Below are 18,782 nucleotides of genomic sequence, written 5' to 3' on the forward strand. Positions count from 1 at the left end.
GCTAACAACGGCAGTTTTGCCGTTGTTTTCGGCCAGCATAGCCGAAGGCCCCCGCTCATGACAAACGGCACCGGATGCTCTGCCCACATGCGGACAGCAGAACCGTTATTTTTCAAAGTAACCCCGTTATTCCTCCATCGCGGACACAGAATCGTCTATTGGCATCCTTTCTCCCCATTTCGGGTCAAAAAACATGAAATAAGGGCTCCTGAGTCCGTGACAACAGTAAAAATACTCATTTCCACAAAATAAGCGCATCTGTGTCCGCAACACTAAAACTCAGCATCTGCAACTTATTACTCACAACTTAATACCACTTAGCTACTCATTACTCCTACCCCCACACTCTCCACTCACCTACCCACTACTCTCACTACTCTCACTACTCACTACCCTAACTACTTACTACTCTCACTACCCCCTACTCCCACTCACCACACAGCTACTCACTACTCCCCACCCACACTCCATACTGACTACTCTTACACCACACTCTCCACTCACCTACTCTCAACTCTTGCTACTCCATACTCTCGCCATTCCCTGCTCCCTACTCATCACTCAGCTACTCCACACTCCCATACTCCATACTGACTACTCTTACACTACACTCTCCCATACTCCATACTGACTACTCTTACACTACACTCTCCCCTCACCCTACTCCCTACCCCACATCCTACTCCCCATCCTCAACTCACTACACTCTCTACTTCCCACTCACCCACTCCCCGCCTACACACCCCGAAGACCAGCCACACCACGAAGCTTCCTACATCCCCCCTAACTACCCTCCAGCACTCTACACTGCTCTTAACCGCCTACGCCGCTAAATCCGAGTGAGAGACGTCTATTTTTTAATTAATATAATATATATGACGTATTATATATTGCATTAATGATCATTATTGCGTATTATATAACCAAGTTAAGGGTTATATATTCCAATAGCACGTAAGAATGGAAGGGGGAATCGGCAAACGGTGCTCCTTTTCAGTGAAGGAACGCCAGATTGTATCCGGAAAGTGGAGGGAACCTGTGATCGAACTGACATCCCGTCAACTGCAAATTATTGAAATTGTCAAAAAAAGAGCGCCGATAACCGCCGAGCAAATTGCGGAGCATCTCCATCTCAGCAAGCCGACGATCCGCTCGGACTTGTCCGTGCTCGTCATGCTGGAGTACATTGACGCTAAACCGAAGGTGGGTTATTTTCCCGGCAAAAAAACCTCGGAGCGCCTCGGCGGCAGCTATCTGCTGAAGGACACCAAGGTCAAGGACATTCAGAGCATTCCGATCATTATCCGCGAGACGACAACGATCCAGGATGCCGTAGTTACACTGTTTCTGCAGGATGTCGGCACGCTGATCATCTGCGACGGGGACGGCAAGCTGACCGGAGTGGCCTCGCGCAAGGATTTTTTGAAGGTTACGCTGGGCAATCCCGGCGCGGTATCCATGCCCGTGAGCATGGTAATGACCCGCCAGCCCAAAGTCGTGACGGTTTCTCCCGAAGATACGGTGCATGATGCCGCACAAAAAATGATTTTTCACGAGGTGGACAGTTTGCCGGTGGTGATCCCCGGTACTGTGGAAGAAAACGGCCCAAGGCTCGACGTGGTCGGACGGCTGACCAAAACTTCCATCGTCAAACTTCTCCTCGATCTAGAAGCCAAAGGATAACGGGAGGAATCAAAAACGCATGGAGCCATCCTCACATTTCATTACGATATGCTCGGATTCTATAGGGGATACAGCAGAGGCTGTCGTTCAGGCTGTTATCCACCAATTCCAGAATCAGCGTGTCACGATCAGAAGATACGGCAATGTAAGGCATGAAGACGAGCTGCGGAAGCTGATGGAGGAGACGGCCCAGCTTCAGGGCTTTGTCGCCTACACGCTGGTTCAGCCGGAGCTGCGGGAGATGATCCGCGAGGAAGCGGTACGCCTTGACCTGCGGATTGTCGATATTATGGGCCCGATGATGCAGGCCTTCATCGATACCTTCGATGATGCGCCCCAGGCCCGGCCAGGGCTGCTTCACCAGCTCGACGAGGACTATTTCCGGCGGATCGAGGCGATCGAATTTACCGTGGCCTGCGACGACGGGCGCGATCTTGGTGCCATGCTGAAGGCGGATATTGTGCTGCTGGGCATGTCCCGCACCTCCAAAACCCCGCTCAGCATTTTTCTCGCCCACCGGGGTAAAAAGGTCGTGAACTACCCCATCGTCCCCGAGATCGGCCCGCCGCAGCAGCTGATGAGCCTGCCGCCGAACCGGCTCATCGGGCTTACGATGAAGCCCGAGTATATGCTGAAGATCCGCTCTGAGCGGCTGAAGCAGCTCGGACTCCCGGCAGGCTCGCAGTATGCCAGCCTGGAGCGCATTACCGAAGAGATGGAATATGCTGCTGTCCTGTTCGCGAAGCTGGGCTGCCCGGTGATTGATATTACGAACAAGGCCATTGAAGAAACTGCAGGCATTATTATGGGTTATATCACTGATTCTCCGTAGAACCGTTTTACTGCTGGTCTTAGCCTGTCCGGCCTTAGCTTATACAAATATATTACTGGAGGGAAATCATATGGAACGAGAATTGGCACTGGAAATTGTACGGGTAACTGAACTGGGCGCTTTATCCTCGGCCCGCTGGATAGGACGGGGCGATAAAAATGCTGCGGATGATGCGGCCACAACCGCCATCCGTTCCATGTTCGATTCCGTCTCCATTGACGGGACAGTGGTCATCGGCGAAGGGGAAATGGACGAAGCGCCGATGCTCTACATCGGCGAGCAGGTCGGGAACCGGAACGGCCCTTCCGTTGATGTAGCCGTTGATCCGCTGGAAGGCACAGAGGTGGTAGCCTGCGGGCTCCATAATGCCCAATCGGTAATTGCCATTGCCGACCGGGGCAGCCTGCTCCATGCGCCTGATATATACATGGAGAAGCTCGCCTGCGGTCCCGAGCTCGCCGGCAGGCTCAGCCTGGAAGATCCGGCTGAGGTCACGCTGCGCAAGGCCAGCCTCATTACCGGCAAAGCGCTCTCCGAGCTGACGGTGATGGTCCTTGACCGCAAACGGCATGAGCCGCTGCTCGCCACGCTGCGCGGGCTGGGCGTGCGCGTCAAGCTGATCGGCCACGGCGATGTGGCCGGAGCCATAGCGGCAGCGCTGCCGGACAGCGATGTTGATCTGTACATGGGCTCCGGCGGAGCACCGGAAGGCGTGCTGGCAGCAGCCGCGCTGAAATGCCTCGGCGGTGAGCTGCAGGGCAAGCTGCTGCCGGAGGGCCCCTTCGAGCTGCAGCGCTGCCTGATGATGGGCATCGAGAATCCGACGCGCGTCCTCTCGATGGAGGATATGGTCGGCACCGGCGATGTCATCTTCGCGGCGACCGGCGTGACCTCCGGCGAATTTTTAAGCGGAGTCCGCTTCATCGGCAAGGAACGCGCCGAGACCCATTCCGTCATCATGCGGGCGCAGAGCCGCACAATCCGCTACATCCGCAGCATTCATTTTCTGCCGGGCAAGGAGATTCCGCAGGTAAAGGCCAGCAGACCGGATGCGGCTTTCATCTGATCTGCGGTTCACCGTACTCGCTGTAATAGCAAGTTTTAGGCCATCCTTTGCGGATGGCCCTTCTTTTGAAAATTTGCACTAACAAGCTATGTCATCAAACTCTGCTTATGTAAAATGATCTAATTCAGTAACAGAGTCGAACAGGTAATGGCCTTTCTCGCATGCAGTTGACAGTTTATTCATCATTCCCCGTGATCTCCGCGTTGGTTGAAGCGGCAAGTTTTGTTTAATATGTTCTCTGCATAGATTATAAAAAAATCTCATGATACCTTATTCATATAACGACGGAGGAGGTTATAACATGAAGATCACGTTAAGAAGGTATAGATTACTTTCCGATTTCGAAAGAGTCTCTCAGTTCATGCGATTAAACTTCAAGAGTATCAGTTGGGTGGTAATGTCCCGCAGCCTTTTTGGGAGTATGCGCATACACATCCTTATTTTAATCATTCTCTAACACATCGATTCGGTATTTGGGAGGAGAACGAAGAAATTGTAGGTGTAGCTTGCTATGAAATGGAAGTTGGCGAATGCTACTTTTCAACCAAAGAAGGATATGATTTTTTAAAACAAGAAATGGTTGAATATGCAGAGACAGAGTTGTCAAAGAGATCAGCTGACCAATTCAGCCTCGATGTTAGGGTATACGATTATGAAGAACATCTTATAAAATTGCTTGTCCAAAAAGGATATCACAAGGTATACAGTGAGCCAATCCGAGTTTACAATTACGTTTCGGGTTTCTCCACGCGCATATTACCCGAGGGGTTCACTTTCATAACTTTAGAAAATGAAAATGACCTGCGTAAAATTAACGATGTATTGTGGCGGGGATTCAACCATGGAGACGAGCCTGACGATGACCTTGATTCCAGATTGCTCATGCAGAGTGGTCCACATTTCAGAAAGGACCTTACCGCAATAATAAAAGCCCCCAATGGAGAGTACGCCTGCTTTGCCGGAATGTGGGTTGATGGTGTGAACGATTTTGCATATCTTGAACCACTCGCTACAGATCCGCGATATCGCAGTTTAGGGCTTGCAACTGTAGCAGTAACCGAGCTAATGAAACGCACTGAACAACTGGGGGCTACATATTGTTTCGGAGGTGCTCCTGACTTTTATCCCAAAATTGGTTTTGAAACCGCCTGCCACCGGAAATGTGGTCAAAAGTATGGCCAAGCAACAATTCACTAAGAGGATAGGTTCTGACCAGATTCCCGTTTCTGTCTCTCAGGGTTTAACCGTAACCACTCATCGAGACGGACTAAGTCCTTTTACTTCTATTACCTTTTTACTAAACTGATATGCTACAGTAACATTTTCTATAATCTCAGTATCCTGATATGCAAGAGAGCCCTCAAACTCTAAAGTATCATTGTCTTTCCACACTACTTTGTCTGCATAGCTATAATTCTCATGATCTGGGCGGATCCATGTATCTAATTCTTTTTGTGCACCATATTTGACTCTTGCAGATTCTACTAACTCTGGACTTGTTCTTCCCTCTTCAACATTCATAATTTGAACAAATTCACTTTTATTAGAGCCTGTCACGACCGCAACTAACTTCTTATTTGGTGAAGGAATAATATCTGTAATATACATAGATGGTGGAGAAAAGCTTAAATACTCTTGAAGCACATTGTCTTTTATCCTCCAAAGGACATTTTGACTTCCATAATCCGAATAATTGTTAAATAACGTAAACAATATACTTCCGTCTGCTAACTTAAAAATATAAGGGCTTCGATAACTTTTTGACAGAATATCTGTGGCGAAAGCAGCTGAATCAGCGATTTTTGGATTATCATTTTCTAAAAATGGCTGGAGTGCTTTTAACGCTTTTTCTCTCAACTTTTGATCATTAAAGCATTCTACCAGCCTATTAATAGCAATATATACATGTTCATCATTATTACTTTTTAAAGCTTGTAGAAATTTTTCCGCATCAAAGCGGGTAACAGGTACTAACTCCATGTCTTCAGCTCTTAAATAACGTATGTAAGGCTCTGCATTCTGATTTTTATAATATTCTGTCGCTAATAAAGCTGAAGCAGTAGAACTATAAAGGATAAGACAGGCCACCACAACAACCCACTTTTTAGAAATACTTTTTTTACTTCTCTCCATACTGTGCCCGGCCGCTTCAATTAAGTTCTCATCAATTAATCCGATCTCTCTATATAACTCTTCTCTTTTCACAGGTTTACCCCCTCTTTCTCCAGATGAACTTTAAGTTTATTTCTTAACCTGAATAAAATGGACTTCACTTTACTACTACTCATATTAAATTTCATAGAAAGATTCTTTATGGAATAGGAGTACCAGTACCTCCCAACAAATAAATTTCTTGATTGCTCATCCAAGGCATATAAAAATTGATTTATTACATTGGCTATCTCACCTGCTTCATACTCTGTTTCTACAGTATCAGGGGAAGCTAAACAATTTTCTAATTCAGTTAGAATAACTTCGAACTCACGATTACGCTTTTTCGCTGTGTTATAACCATGTTTATCAAGCGCAATATTACGTGTAATTCTCCCTAGAAATACAGGGAACTTCCTAGGCATATTAGGGGGGATTGCATTCCATGCTCCTAAGTATGTATCGTTCTCACACTCTTCAATATCCGAATAACTGGAGAGTGTGTTTCTTGCAATCATTCTGCAGTATGCCCCATATTTATTCTTAGTCTCTATAATGGCTTGCTGCGAACGCTGTAAGTATAGGCGGACTATTCCCTGATCTTCCATCCGGTATTCTCCTTTTACAAATCTTATCTCTCTTATCTATATAGTAGAAAGTTTGTAGAATTGGTTGCACTTCTTTTCGATTCTCTAATATTAATTGGTTCGCAAACAACCATTCCTCTGTTTACAACAACAATAGTATGTATGTGGTTTAGATCTAAAAGTTTCAACGATTTCTGTATGCAGGGCAGAAAGGGCCACCCTTCGCAGGATGACCCTTTCTTTTTGTAGATCAAGGATTCAATCGGCTTGTTGCCTAGCATCATGACTTCAATGCTCACCGTTCCGTCAAAGGAAAATTGAGCGTAGTCGTATTCTGACAGATAGTAAATAACGGCAATGGTAACCGCTTTCATTCCTCTCACACGGAGTTATTCATCTACTATAATCCTTGTCCAAAAAGAAAGGAGCGGGGTAAGCCCACTCTCCAGGGATAAAATTGTACTGTTCTGTTCTAACTGATACCAGCCAGTACTCCGCAATAATTAGTAATCTAGTAGACGTCCATTATCGTTCCATTGGCCGTACATTTTATTTTCTCTCGTGTTTGTTATGAATTTGTCTAATCTGCTCTTATATAGCTCCGGCTGATTCTTATAGCTTTGTATCGTGTCGATCCGAATTCTTTTATAAAGATCCGGAAATGCCATGAAATTCTCATATACTTGCTTTTCCTCTTTTAGCCTTTGCTCTATATCTTTATCTATTGTAAAAGAATGGTGATCCATATCAGGAAGAACCCTTCTTCCTTCGTCTCTCATGAACCCCAGCTTTTCGAGGCGGCGGATACGTTCTTTATTTAGTTCAGTCCATGAACTTTTTTTACTTCTAGGAGATAGTCTCTGAGCCAGCTCCGTTTCAGACATTTTCTTCTTGGCTCCATCGATCCATCCACAGCACAAAGCTTCTTCAACCGCGTCCAAATATAACAGCACATCGGGGGTGGGCGTCATACTAATCAAGACCCAGCAACACTTTTCAGTCTTACCATTGCTCTGCAGCCAATTCCTTAAATCTTCTCTCGATTTTATTGGAATTAAATTTTCAATTTCCATAGATAAAAACCATTATCCTTTCCTAATGGATTTACATTCTCATATTGGAAATAACTTCATCAAGGAACTTATCCGCGTCACTATTAAATTTCCAAACCACACCAAATTTATCAGCCAGCATTCCGAAGCAGGAAGACCAAGGCATTTTTGATAACGGCATGATAACATAACCACCTACCGACAAATTAGAGAAGTAATTTTCCATTGTCTGTTTATCATCAATAACGATACTAATCAGGATATTATTGCCTTTCACCAGCTCGCCCGTTACACTCTTCATCGAAGGCAGAAGATCCGACATCATAATTTTCCCGCCTGCGAATTCGATTGAAGACTCCATGATCATATTTAATTCATTTTCTGGCAACGGATAGTTTGGATCTTGCGGAAAATCACTGAATTTCACCTTTTTTACCTCGCTTGCATTTAAAGCCTCCGCATAAAATTCAATTGCTTGTTCTGCGATTCCATCAAAGTTCAAATACGCAATAGCTGACATAAAGTCATACCTCCTTCTTGTGATAAATGTAGTATAATCCACAAAAGGTGACAGCTGTTTGTCACCGTTCTTAGATTATGTAGAGAAAAAGGAGGGGGACATATGGACAAGGTTGAGAGACTAATTTCTATTATTATGATATTGCTGAAAAAAGATGTCGTTCCAGCAAATGAATTCGCACAATTATTTAATGTTTCCAAAAGAACGATACTCCGCGATATGGAAACACTGAGTTTATCCAACATCCCGGTCTATTCGGTCAATGGCGTTCATGGCGGCTATGGCATTATGGATGAATACAAGGTTGATAAACGTCTTTTAAGCAGCTCTGACTTGGAGAATATACTGACTGCGCTCGGCGGATTGGAACAAATTCTAATTAGCGAAGAAGTTGAAGTGACGATCAAAAAAATAGAAGCCATGGTTAGCCCATTGTCTCCAAAAGGTTCAATCGAGCTGTCATTTTATGATTGGGCGGGCCGGGCTGAGATTCTTCAAACCTTGAGGATCTGCCAAGAATCGATACTAAAGAGAAGGTTAGTTTCATTTGATTATATAGATAAAAATGGCACCACGACGAAGAGGATTGCCGAGCCGTACCAGCTTCATTTTAGTGAAACGAGTTGGTATTTGAAGGGATTCTGTTTACATCGCCAGAGATATAGAACATTTAAATTATTCAGGATCGATCATCTTCATATGGAGGAAAATACGTTTAACCCTAGAGATTATTTAGTGGAACAAGCACATGAAGCAAGTTATCAACCTCAATTAGCCGCTATTAAGGCGTTGATTTCGCCTGGCATAAAAGATCAATTCATTGAAAGGTACGGCCGGAAGAGTATTGAAAACTATAGTTCTGACTATTTCTTAGCCACCATCCACGTTCCCCAAAACAGTATTGGGTTTCAATTTTTAGCAAGCTTCGGTACAAATCTGGAAATCGTAGAGCCCAAAACATATGTTGAAGAATTTCGAAATTATTTAATTAGAATGGTGGAGAAATATTCTTAAATGTCCCCAAGAAGAGCGTCGAGTTGCTCCCACCGCTCCGCAGTGCGGATCATTTCTTCGGCAAAACGGACAGGGACCGCGCTGGACGATTCGAACGACGGCTTGATCCACCAAGGTGATTCGATGCACCAGACGTACTTGATTGCCTTCACAAGCGAGCCCGGCGGCAGCAACCGCACACTACGGTAGCCTTCAGTGAAAGCGGCCACCGCATCCTTGCGGAATCCGTGCTCGCTGAGCGTGCCGGAAAGGACAGCCCGACCGAGGTCCAGCGCTGGAAACGAGTAGCGCGCCCGGTCGAAATCAACAATGGCTGTCAGAGCGTTTCCTTCGAAAAGCAGGTTGTCTGCCCATAGATCGAGGTGGGCCCAGCCTGCAGTCAGAGGCGTAAAGTCATCATCTCCAAGTGATTCAACTATCGCCTTCTGTAATTGCAATGCATTCCGGACACGCTCAGACGAGTCACGAGCCGCATCCCAATTCACCTCCCAGGTGCGCTCCATCTCCTCGCGGGACAACCGCCAAACCGGTTCCTCCGGCGGCACTGCTGCTCCGAACCCTAATGTCGTCGCGGAATCCCAGACGGCATGCATATCCGCAGCAGCACGTCCGAGTGAGTGCATCATATGCTCACCGATCATGCCAGCAGGCACCATAGCGCCCGGACAGCACGTCATAACGGTCATGTACCTTCCGCACGGCAGGATGTGCATGCAGCGCCCTTCCAGCATCAACGGCTCTGGACACGGTCCTCCCGACTGATAAAAAAGAAGCTGCAGTTGCAGCGCATTTTCAATCTTCCCGCGAAATTCCAGATCATGCATCTTAAACCGCTCAGGGTGATAGCTTTTTACGAACAGCCCCCCCTTGTTTGTCTCGACAATCCACTTCTCGTTCATTAGCCCTCGCCTAACACGCTCGGCGGACAGCATCTCAGCCGAAAAATGCTTTTTCAGCCAGTCTGCGATTTCGTTGACTATTTGGTCCTCAGTCGTCAACAGCATTTTAAGTCAACCTCTCTAATCGACATTTTTCTTACCTGATTAAAGGAAAAATCGGAACAGCGAATTCTGTACTTCGGCTGCACAACCAGTCCATCCGGAATTCCCTCCGGGTAGGTCTGAACAAAGCGCACATATTTATTCAGGAGTTCTGTTTTTCCTGACAGATATCCCGGAAATACAGGGACAGCAATCGCTCAAACTCAGCACCATTAATTTTGTCCAGAGGTGTTTTTAAAAGCACATCATCCGGTCTTCACGTCGTAGAGGAACGGTTAAAAGTAGTAGCAGTGCTTTTGACAGTACTTTTCTTAATAGTAGTCTGCCGCTTGCCTGTACTGCGTCTTCTCTTCTTCTTATTTCCTTGCATCATCCCGGTTAAAATGGACAAGACAATAATAGCTACTATAAATCCGATAAATGATGTCATGGCTGCTCCTTGATAAATTAATAAAATTTCTTGAATATCAAACTTTAGGGCATTGCCATTAATCATAAAATAAGCACTACACTTACGCTACAGCAAAACGCACAAGCCACTGGCTTGTGCGTTTTTACTTCTTACGACCTCATTTGTTGCCCTGTAGGACCTTGCTTCATAATAATTCTTTTAGTACATTTTTAGCCACACGGATTTTCTCATCATTGGCATCACGAAGCATACCTACAATATCTAGAATATCGCTCTCTGCTGATGTAACCATAAACTCTTCATTCAGATACGCAAACAGCTGAATTAAATTAACTTCAAGCGATTCTGCTATCTTATGTAAATTCAATAAAGAAACATTCTTCTCGCCGCGTTCAATCTGCCCTATGTATGAAAAATGAAATCCGCCTTTCTCCCCAAGCGCTTCCTGCGATAATCCACGCTCTTTCCGAAGAGCACGAATCCGGGTTCCTACGAGCTTCAATATTTCTTTATCCATTATGGTATTCACCTCTCCATGTCAAAAGTGTAGACAAGTTTCATAACGGTAAACACCAAACAATGAATATTATTATTTATTTTAATATTTATAGGTATTATAATTATGTGATGCTTTTCCAATTACAGTCTAGGAGGCATTAGCTATGGGTAAAAGTTTGCAAGAGAAAATCGACGATTATTATCAACTTGCTCAATATCATATGAAATTAGCCCAGATTATGAGAAAACACAATCAGTTTAAAGCTTCGTTCTTTCTTTGTCATTCGGCGCTCATCTCCATAACCCGTGCGCTATACATTTATGAACACAAGGCAGAGTTCGGTTCAGAAATATCATTAATTGATCTTTTGCTACTTATACATACGGATTATAATCCTGGGCTTGAGATTGCGGTGTTTGTTGGCGAGTTAAGTTATATCGTTAATGGGGAGGGGCAGGAGTTAGAGGTGATACAAGATGAGGATATGAAAAGAGTGATATTAAGAGCAAAGGAGATACTGAGCATTCTTTACGAGAGAATGAGGGATTGAGAGTGCTTATGAAGAGCATCTCATTATTCATTAGGTACAATTACTTTTAAATAAATAATTCTATAAAAAAGGAATAACTTAAATTTTTTAAGAACTACTTGATAAATAAAAGATCAACAGCAGCCAAATTTAAAGACAGATCTATGAAGTCTAGCTTGGAAAGAATAATGAAAACAAGCTACTACTGCGAACCCGTCAATCCTTACTTACGATAAGATTCACCCCACAGCAGCTCAACACACATCTGCTGGTTACGCACCCCTCAACCTGCAGAATTCCCGCTCATTACAAAGAAGGGTCTCCCCAAGTCCGGCGGACTCAGGGAAACCCTTCCTTTAATCGTTATTCCAAGGAGGCAATGCCCCCTGCTTGCGAATTCCTCTTAACGGGTCCGGCTGTGGTCTCTCAGCACCTCGTTATTATTGTTCACCTTTACATTCCCCGTCTTATCCACCCGGGCTTCCTCACGTTTAATCGTATCTTTAACCTGCTCCGTCTCTTGAATTTCACGTTTATGAACATCCACTTCACCGGTGACCACCGTATTCTTGTTAACCTCGACCTGTTCTTCGCTTACAGGAATACGAATCGTCTCATCGGCTCCGACGGGTTCTGCTGTGGAATCATTATTAACGGAACGGCGTTCGATAACAATTTCTTCATGGCTGACTGGAACATTAATCGTTTTCTGCTCTTCAACGATTTCCTTCCGCACGTTCACTTCACCGGTCTGCACTTTATTTTTGGAAACGTCGAGCTGTTCTTCCCGCAAGCGCAGCTTACGCGCTTCATCGCGCTCACGGTCAGCCCAATCAGCGGATCGTGTGTTGTCCAGTGTACTGTCCATGCCTTCCCGCGAGCCGGAATAGACATCTCCCGTCATCCCCGGCCGGTTCACATCATCCAGCCTTCTGCTCTCCGGAAGATCATTCACCGGTGCGGAATTCATCGTATCCAGCCCAGTATCCTCGCGTCCCTCCAGCCCGGAGCCATTGAATGCGGCATCTACCGTGTCACTTACTGAATGCCGGGCATTCGCCGCTGCCTCACCTTCAGGAATTGCCTCCTCTATATAACGGCTGGCATTTGCGGAGTTGTGACTGCGGAACACCGAGTACACATCATTGGCCCGCGTGCTGTCGGCATCCACCATGACGAGAATGCGGCCTTCATCCACATAATTATCATAGCTTTTCGCTTCGTCCTCCGGTATGCCAAGTCCGATTAATCCGCCGACAAGTCCCCCGGTTCCGGCACCTACCGCAGCTCCCGCCAGCGTTGCCGCAATGGGTCCCGCCGCAAGAATCGGTCCGATTCCCGGAATGGCCAATGCGCCAATGCCTGCCAGAAGTCCGGTCACACCGCCCAGCACGCCGCCGGTCGCCGCACCTGAAGCCATTCCCTCAGGGGCTTTGGTGCCCGTCTCCTCATTAATCGTATCGACATCCTGTTTATTTCTTGCAATCACCGAGATATCCTCTGTCAGAAATCCGCGGCTTTTCAATTCCTCAATGGCCTGTGAAGCTTCATGTTCGGTATGGAATACACCTACAATTTTCTTGTTCATAACGATTCCCTCCTGATGGCTTTTTATTGGGTGTCAATTCATCTTGCAGCTTATTTTCACACCTCTTACTTAACCAAACGCTCAGGGCCTAAACTGGGAAATCTCCGTTTCCAGGCTGAATCCACAAAAGAATTTCTGAAACAGGAAATAATAAGGGAAATATAAAAAAAGACACATTTTCATCAATTTTTTCGAATCCAGGTTAGATAATCTGACGCAAATATCCCCGATTTTACCCATTTGTTAAGCCTTTTGGAACATTGACCGCTACCCCATTACAGATGCTGCAAAAGGGACTATACTCCTCGTAAGATAGGTCAACTATTATGACCCGATCAAGGAGGCTCAGGTATGAATATGCGACTCAAGGTGCTGAAGAAGCACCTGCTCTTCTGCTGCAGCGAGCACTGCAACAATCAGGATGTGGAAGATGTCATGCAGGAATTCAAAGAACAGCTCGTGGAGAAGGGGATTAACAAAACCGTCAAAATCAACAAAACCAGCTGTCTCGGCCTGTGCGGCAACGGCCCTTTTGTGATTGTCTATCCTGACGGCATCTGGTATTACAATGTGACTACAGATGATGTGGAACGTATCGTGGAAGAGCATCTGGTGAATGGTGAGCCTGTCGAAGAACTGGTAATGCTCAAAATGGAAGCCTGAAGCATTATCCCTACCCGCGCCGGCCGGCTGGCTGCATGTTTCTGATTCGCTGCATTTGCCCCCGTACAACCTCTCCTTATCCAAAATCCTGCAAGTCCCGCCCGCAGCCTGGGGCCTGGGACTTTTTGCGGTTGATCAGCCTTAGACAATCTAATGTATAATAGAGGATGTCATTCAAGGTAACTGCCTGGAGCCATCCTACACTGAAAAGAGGCTGAAGCATGGCCATATTCAAATATAATTCAGAGCGCCCTTTCCGGGGCAATCCCGATCTGCATCTTCATTATTGGGGACGTGAAGAGTGTGCTCCCGGCCACAGCGTCGGCCCCGGCGTGCGGGACCTGTACAAAATCCATTTCATTCATGCCGGAACCGGCCAGGTCACTGTCGGGAGAGAGACCCACATCCTGCAGCCTGGGCAGGCCTTTCTGACTTACCCTCGCGTATGGATCAGCCTTGGACCTATTCGTGGGTTGCTTTTACGGGGGAAGAGATTGGCTATTTGCTGTCCAAAACCTCGCTCTCGCCGGAGCATCCCGTCTTCCCGATGGATGATTCGCTTATGCCCGCACTCTATGACCGGCTTAGCACGGCTGCGGACCATAAGGACAGTCTTGATCTGCCTCTTAAGGCGATCATGTATGAGTTCTTCGGGCTGCTGGTGCGCCTGGTCCCGGCTTCTGCCAACCCCATCCCGCTTCCCCGTCAAAAAAGCATCTATGTGGAGCAGTGTCTGCACTATCTGCATGCTCATTACTGTGAGAATGTAACTGTAGAGCGCATGTCATCCTCCCTGAAGCTGGACCGCAAATATTTATCGGCATTGTTCAAAAAAACCGTCGGCCTGCCGCCGCAGCAGTACCTGCTTAATTTCCGTGTCGCCAAGGCATGTGAGCTGCTGACGGAGACCCCCTGTTCAATCGGTGAAATTTCACGCTCCGTGGGCTATCAGGACCCGCTGCTGTTCTCCCGCATGTTCAAGAAAGTTAAAGGCTGCTCACCCAAGGAGTACCGCATCCGCCATGCCGGTAATGACATTGTTCTATAAACTTCTTCCTTGCTGACATACGTTTATTCCTGCATTTCCGCTACAATAATAGCGAAGTGGAATCAGGAAATGTATGCTAACAAAACTTTAAGGAGGAAACTATCCCATGTATCTTGCAAATCCTGAACGTTACAGCCAGATGAAATATAACCGTACCGGCCGCAGCGGCCTGCTCCTGCCGGCAATCTCGCTTGGACTGTGGCATAACTTTGGCGGCAATGATGTGTTCGAGAACGGCCGCGCCATGATCAGAAGGGCCTTCGACCTCGGGATTACCCACTTCGACCTGGCCAATAACTACGGCCCGCCGGCCGGGTCCGCCGAGGAGACCTTTGGACAGATTCTGCGCAAAGATTTCGCCGCTTACCGCGACGAGCTGATCATCTCCAGCAAAGCCGGCTACTATATGTGGCCGGGCCCTTATGGTGAATGGGGCTCGAAGAAATATCTCGTTTCCAGCCTCGACCAGAGCCTGAAACGGATGGGACTGGATTATGTGGATATTTACTATCACCACCGTCCGGACCCGAACACACCGCTGGAAGAAACGATGTCCGCACTGGACCTGCTGGTGCGCCAGGGCAAGGCGCTGTATGTCGGCATCTCCAACTACAATGCCGAACAAGCGCGTGAAGCGGCGCAGATTCTGCGCCGCCTCGGCACGCCTTGCCTGATCCATCAGCCGAACTATTCCATGATGTCGCGCTGGATTGAAGACGGGCTGCAGGATGTGCTCGCTGAAGAAGGCATCGGCACCATCGCTTTCTCGCCGCTGCAAAAAGGCATCCTGACCGACCGCTATCTCAAAGGCATCACACCGGATTCCCGCGCGGCCGGACCAAGCGTCTTCCTCTCCGAGAAGGAGATTACCGCCGAGGTCATTGGCAAAGTAAGCAAACTGAACGATCTCGCCGCCGCACGCGGGCAGAAAATGTCGCAGCTCGCCTTGTCATGGGTTCTCCGTGGCGGCAAAGTGACTTCGGCCCTGATCGGTGCCAGCAAGGTCAGCCAGATCGAAGATGCGGTGGCCTCCCTGAAAGCACCTGAGCTCAGTGCGGAGGAGCTGGAGCAAATCGAGAATATTTTGCGGGGATAAACTTTACGCAGCGTCACTTCAGACGGCAATGAAGCCAGCCCAGCCAACAGGCTGCCGCTGGCTCTATTGCCGCCTTTTGCTGAGGGGATGCTATAATGGACACACAACAGCACAGAAAGGACAGCAGATGAAGACAAACCGTTTAGGAAATTCTGATTTATACGTAAGCGCCATGGGGCTCGGCTGCATGTCCCTGGGGACAGATGCAACGAAGGCTGCCGCGATCATGCATGAAGCACTGGAGCTGGGCATCAACTTCCTGGATACTGCCGATCTGTACGATAATGGGCGCAATGAAGAAATTATCGGCCAGGCGCTGCGCGGGCGCCGCGCGGATGTCATTCTTGCCACCAAAGTGGGCAACCGCAGAATCCCCGGACAAGAAGGCTGGAGCTGGGACCCTTCCAAAGCCTATATCAAATCGGCAGTAAAGGAGAGTCTGCGCCGGCTGCAGACCGATTATATAGACCTCTACCAGCTGCACGGAGGAACCCTCGAAGATCCGATCGACGAGACGATTGAAGCTTTTGAGGAGCTGAAGCAGGAAGGCCTCATCCGGTATTATGGCATCTCCTCCATCCGTCCGAATGTAATCCGCGAATATGTCTCCCGTTCTCATATTGTCAGCGTCATGAGCCAGTACAGCATCCTGGACCGGCGGCCGGAGGAAGCAGTACTGCCGCTGCTGGAACAGCATGGCATTGGCCTGATTGCCCGGGGGCCGCTGGCCGGGGGCATATTAACCGGGCATGGCGGCAGCAAAGCCCACCGGGAGTATCTCGGTTACAGCAGCGAGGAACTGCCGTTGCTCCATGAACGCCTGCTGGAGCAGACCGCCCCCTCCCGTACCCTGACGGAGGCGGCCCTGCATTATCCGCTGGCAAACCCTGCGGTAGCTGCGATCCTTCCAGGCGCGAGCAGCCTGGAGCAGTTGCGGTTGAATGCAGCGGCAGCTGCGTCGGCCCCGCTTACTGCGGCAGAGCTGGCAGCCATCCAGGCCGCCGGCAAAAGCAACCGGTACGCGCAGCACCGGTAGAGCAGCAGTGCAGCACATGCCAAAGAGGCTGTCTCTTAAGCGGTTAAGTTCTGGCCGTACAGGATAGCCTCTTGTTCCCACTTTCTCACGCATAAACTTGTGTAATATACACCATCACCAGCATTCCGAAGATAAAGGAATAGGTGGACGGGCGTTCGTAACCATGACCGTGGCTCTCGGGAATCAGCTCCTTGTAGACGATGAAGAGCATCGCTCCGGCAGCAAATGCCAGCCCGTACCCTACCACATTCTGTACATAGCTGGCTGTAAAATAACCGATGACCGCCGATACCATCTCCATGAGGCCAGTTAAGGCGGCCATAATCAACGCTTTTCGCCGGGTCGCCTGGGAATTGAGCAGAAACACCGCCAGGATGAGCCCCTCCGGCATGTTTTGTGCCCCGATGGCAATCGCCACCATGGGCCCGAGACTGGCCTGCTCACTGGCATAGCTGAAGCCCGTACTGAGGCCTTCGGGAATATTATGAATAAACAGCGCGATCAGCACGAGCAGCGCTTTGGAATCCATGTTGGTGAAGCCGGGTTTATTCTCTACATCTATATGCGGGATATTGTTCTCGATCAGATCGAGCAGCAGCACACCGGTAATCAGGCCCAGGGACAGGGAGATGATTCCCGACTCCTTGATCGCCTGCGGCATTAACCCAAAGGTGGATGCAGATACCATGATTCCGGCGGTGAAGGCAACCAGCACATCCTTCCACAGCTCGGACAACCTTCGGACAAACAGAATGGGAACTACCCCAAGCACAGTAGCCATAGCCGATAAAAAGCTGCCAAAAAGCGCAGTTTCCAAGTCTTCAACCCCTTTGGTGGACAGGACTCCTAGACCCAGCTTATGCTATAAGCAGCCTTAGTTATGTCTAATAATTTCCATTTCCCTTCTACAGCTCTGGCCCAATCTGCAAATACATCAGATCCTCGTCCAGATATTCCTCCCCCAGCTTCATTGCCCTCGGTTCTGTGCCGTAGCAGATAAAACCCAGAGATTCATACAGCCGTTTGGCGGGCAGGTTGGTGGAGGTAAGCGTCAGATTAAGAATTTCCAGACCCGGCACTGCTGTAGCCCGGCTGATCAGTTCCAGCATCAAGAGCCGTCCCACTCCCTGCTGGCGGGCACCCGGATCAACGTATACGGAATATACATGGGCTTTATGATGGATTTTCGGCCTGCTCTCACGGAAAAAAGTGACGATGCCCACCAGCTTCTCCTCCCCATCAAAAGCTCCCAGTGTAAAATGATCCTCCGCCGGCTCCAGTCTGATCCGTGTAGTGACAATGGAGATTTTGAGCTCGGATTCATAAGTGCTGAGAAAAGCCTCAGGGTTCTGCTGCAGCGACTGCAGCCGGAGCTCACGGTAAATATCCGCATCGGCGGAAGTCAGTGTTCTTACGTACAAGGCTTTGCCTCCTCACTGTGTTTGTCATTAAATTCTTCCTTTTACCATTATATCGGCTCTTCCCAGGTACAGGTCCTGCTGTATTTCTAAATTGACAAAAAAGCTGGATTTAGGTATATTTATTTGTGTTAAATTTAATTTTGCAAAATATAAATATTTATTGCGTACTAATCCAACGAAAATGAGGGAATGGCTATGATGATCTTAAGTACAATACTCGTAGCGCTTGTAGCACTTGAGCATGTGTATATTTTAGCCCTGGAAATGTTTATGTGGACTACCCCAAGAGCGCAGAAGGCATTCGGGACCACCCGTCAGTTCGCTCAGGAAACGAAATCGCTCGCGGCCAACCAAGGGTTGTATAACGGCTTTCTGGCAGCGGGTTTAGTATGGGGCCTGCTCCATCCGAACGACACGTTCGGGTACCAGCTTCAACTGTTTTTTCTAATTTGTGTAGGTGTTGCAGCGGTCTATGGCAGCATCACTGCCAAGAAATCGATTCTTTTCGTCCAGGGCCTTCCGGCCTTCGCGGCTATTCTCGCTGTTGTTCTGGCCAATCTGTGAACCCTTTTTTTGCAAAATAA

21 protein-coding genes and 2 pseudogenes are annotated in these 18,782 nt (G+C 47.9%); 12 read left to right on the plus strand and 11 right to left on the minus strand.

Translation table 11 applies throughout. The features are described from left to right. Positions 1-1,038: 1,038 nt before the first annotated feature. The 4 genes from BLQ82_RS19565 to BLQ82_RS19580 all read left to right on the plus strand — a co-directional run bounded on the left by BLQ82_RS19565 (position 1,039) and on the right by BLQ82_RS19580 (position 4,778). Positions 1,039-1,683, plus strand: coding sequence for a helix-turn-helix transcriptional regulator (locus BLQ82_RS19565; protein WP_082722669.1), 645 nt, complete (start codon positions 1,039-1,041; stop codon positions 1,681-1,683). 19 nt (positions 1,684-1,702) lie between these two features. Continuing rightward, positions 1,703-2,515: a pyruvate, water dikinase regulatory protein gene (locus tag BLQ82_RS19570; RefSeq protein ID WP_060819002.1), complete on the plus strand. Its 813-nt coding sequence runs from the start codon at positions 1,703-1,705 to the stop codon at positions 2,513-2,515. A gap of 70 nt (positions 2,516-2,585) precedes the next feature. Next, positions 2,586-3,581: a class II fructose-bisphosphatase gene (gene glpX, locus BLQ82_RS19575; RefSeq protein ID WP_074648435.1), complete on the plus strand. Its 996-nt coding sequence runs from the start codon at positions 2,586-2,588 to the stop codon at positions 3,579-3,581. Positions 3,582-3,968: 387 nt separating this feature from the next. Next, positions 3,969-4,778 (plus strand): GNAT family N-acetyltransferase, encoded by an 810-nt coding sequence (locus BLQ82_RS19580; RefSeq protein WP_143013500.1) that lies wholly within the window; start codon positions 3,969-3,971, stop codon positions 4,776-4,778. 57 nt (positions 4,779-4,835) lie between these two features. Here the strand turns inward: BLQ82_RS19580 and BLQ82_RS19585 are convergent, their stop codons facing one another. The 4 genes from BLQ82_RS19585 to BLQ82_RS19605 all read right to left on the minus strand — a co-directional run bounded on the left by BLQ82_RS19585 (position 4,836) and on the right by BLQ82_RS19605 (position 7,891). Beyond that, a complete protein-coding gene (locus tag BLQ82_RS19585) occupies positions 4,836-5,786 on the minus strand; it encodes a hypothetical protein (RefSeq protein WP_062523545.1) in 951 nt (316 codons plus the stop codon). Next, positions 5,783-6,340, minus strand: a complete 558-nt coding sequence (locus tag BLQ82_RS19590) for an RNA polymerase sigma factor (protein WP_062523544.1) — start codon at positions 6,338-6,340, stop codon at positions 5,783-5,785. Before BLQ82_RS19590 ends, BLQ82_RS19585 begins: the two co-directional genes overlap by 4 nt. Before the next feature lie 482 nt (positions 6,341-6,822). After that, entirely contained in the window at positions 6,823-7,392 is a 570-nt protein-coding gene (locus BLQ82_RS19600) for a YdeI/OmpD-associated family protein (RefSeq protein WP_062523542.1), read from the minus strand. A 31-nt stretch (positions 7,393-7,423) separates the two neighbouring features. Beyond that, a complete protein-coding gene (locus tag BLQ82_RS19605) occupies positions 7,424-7,891 on the minus strand; it encodes a VOC family protein (protein ID WP_062523541.1) in 468 nt (155 codons plus the stop codon). Positions 7,892-7,993: 102 nt separating this feature from the next. On the opposite strand from BLQ82_RS19605, the gene BLQ82_RS19610 reads away from it, so the two are divergent. After that, positions 7,994-8,905 (plus strand): helix-turn-helix transcriptional regulator, encoded by a 912-nt coding sequence (locus BLQ82_RS19610; protein ID WP_062523540.1) that lies wholly within the window; start codon positions 7,994-7,996, stop codon positions 8,903-8,905. Here BLQ82_RS19610 and BLQ82_RS19615 read toward each other — a convergent pair. The 3 genes from BLQ82_RS19615 to BLQ82_RS19620 all read right to left on the minus strand — a co-directional run bounded on the left by BLQ82_RS19615 (position 8,902) and on the right by BLQ82_RS19620 (position 10,838). Next, positions 8,902-9,909 (minus strand): phosphotransferase, encoded by a 1,008-nt coding sequence (locus tag BLQ82_RS19615; RefSeq protein ID WP_062523539.1) that lies wholly within the window; start codon positions 9,907-9,909, stop codon positions 8,902-8,904. The two genes, BLQ82_RS19610 and BLQ82_RS19615, sit on opposite strands and share 4 nt — an antisense overlap. Before the next feature lie 253 nt (positions 9,910-10,162). Continuing rightward, positions 10,163-10,402 carry a hypothetical protein gene (locus BLQ82_RS31580; protein WP_143013501.1) on the minus strand — a complete coding sequence of 80 codons (240 nt, stop codon included), beginning with the start codon at positions 10,400-10,402 and terminating at the stop codon, positions 10,163-10,165. 100 nt (positions 10,403-10,502) lie between these two features. After that, positions 10,503-10,838, minus strand: coding sequence for a helix-turn-helix domain-containing protein (locus BLQ82_RS19620; protein WP_062523556.1), 336 nt, complete (start codon positions 10,836-10,838; stop codon positions 10,503-10,505). Between the two features lie 142 nt (positions 10,839-10,980). Between BLQ82_RS19620 and BLQ82_RS19625 the strand changes: the two genes are divergently transcribed. Continuing rightward, positions 10,981-11,367 (plus strand): hypothetical protein, encoded by a 387-nt coding sequence (locus BLQ82_RS19625; RefSeq protein ID WP_062523538.1) that lies wholly within the window; start codon positions 10,981-10,983, stop codon positions 11,365-11,367. A gap of 382 nt (positions 11,368-11,749) precedes the next feature. On the opposite strand, the gene BLQ82_RS32715 is transcribed toward BLQ82_RS19625, so the two are convergent. Both BLQ82_RS32715 and BLQ82_RS32720 read right to left on the minus strand, forming a co-directional pair. Further along, positions 11,750-12,316 carry a YsnF/AvaK domain-containing protein gene (locus BLQ82_RS32715; RefSeq protein WP_342028162.1) on the minus strand — a complete coding sequence of 189 codons (567 nt, stop codon included), beginning with the start codon at positions 12,314-12,316 and terminating at the stop codon, positions 11,750-11,752. A 123-nt stretch (positions 12,317-12,439) separates the two neighbouring features. Then, positions 12,440-12,934, minus strand: a pseudogene (locus tag BLQ82_RS32720) (general stress protein); the annotation flags it as partial. A 351-nt stretch (positions 12,935-13,285) separates the two neighbouring features. Between BLQ82_RS32720 and BLQ82_RS19635 the strand changes: the two are divergent. The 5 genes and pseudogenes from BLQ82_RS19635 (at position 13,286) to BLQ82_RS19650 (ending at position 16,777) form a co-directional block, all read left to right on the plus strand. Continuing rightward, entirely contained in the window at positions 13,286-13,597 is a 312-nt protein-coding gene (locus tag BLQ82_RS19635) for a (2Fe-2S) ferredoxin domain-containing protein (RefSeq protein ID WP_020429600.1), read from the plus strand. A gap of 221 nt (positions 13,598-13,818) precedes the next feature. After that, positions 13,819-14,007: pseudogene (locus tag BLQ82_RS32725) on the plus strand (AraC family ligand binding domain-containing protein); the annotation flags it as partial. A gap of 92 nt (positions 14,008-14,099) precedes the next feature. After that, entirely contained in the window at positions 14,100-14,645 is a 546-nt protein-coding gene (locus BLQ82_RS19640; protein WP_244280894.1) for a helix-turn-helix domain-containing protein, read from the plus strand. Between the two features lie 106 nt (positions 14,646-14,751). Continuing rightward, entirely contained in the window at positions 14,752-15,741 is a 990-nt protein-coding gene (locus BLQ82_RS19645) for an aldo/keto reductase (protein WP_062523536.1), read from the plus strand. A gap of 127 nt (positions 15,742-15,868) precedes the next feature. Then, on the plus strand, positions 15,869-16,777 hold the full coding sequence (locus BLQ82_RS19650; protein ID WP_062523535.1) for an aldo/keto reductase: 909 nt from the start codon (positions 15,869-15,871) through the stop codon (positions 16,775-16,777). An 85-nt stretch (positions 16,778-16,862) separates the two neighbouring features. Here BLQ82_RS19650 and BLQ82_RS19655 read toward each other — a convergent pair whose 3' ends face one another. Then, a complete protein-coding gene (locus BLQ82_RS19655) occupies positions 16,863-17,594 on the minus strand; it encodes a ZIP family metal transporter (RefSeq protein WP_062523534.1) in 732 nt (243 codons plus the stop codon). 88 nt (positions 17,595-17,682) lie between these two features. Further along, positions 17,683-18,198 (minus strand): GNAT family N-acetyltransferase, encoded by a 516-nt coding sequence (locus BLQ82_RS19660; RefSeq protein WP_062523533.1) that lies wholly within the window; start codon positions 18,196-18,198, stop codon positions 17,683-17,685. A gap of 195 nt (positions 18,199-18,393) precedes the next feature. On the opposite strand from BLQ82_RS19660, the gene BLQ82_RS19665 reads away from it, so the two are divergent. Continuing rightward, positions 18,394-18,762, plus strand: coding sequence for a DUF1304 domain-containing protein (locus BLQ82_RS19665; RefSeq protein ID WP_062523532.1), 369 nt, complete (start codon positions 18,394-18,396; stop codon positions 18,760-18,762). Positions 18,763-18,782: the final 20 nt, after the last annotated feature.

It is taken from the genome of Paenibacillus jilunlii, from assembly GCF_900102965.1.
Taxonomy (GTDB): Bacteria; Bacillota; Bacilli; order Paenibacillales; family Paenibacillaceae; genus Paenibacillus_AQ; species Paenibacillus_AQ jilunlii.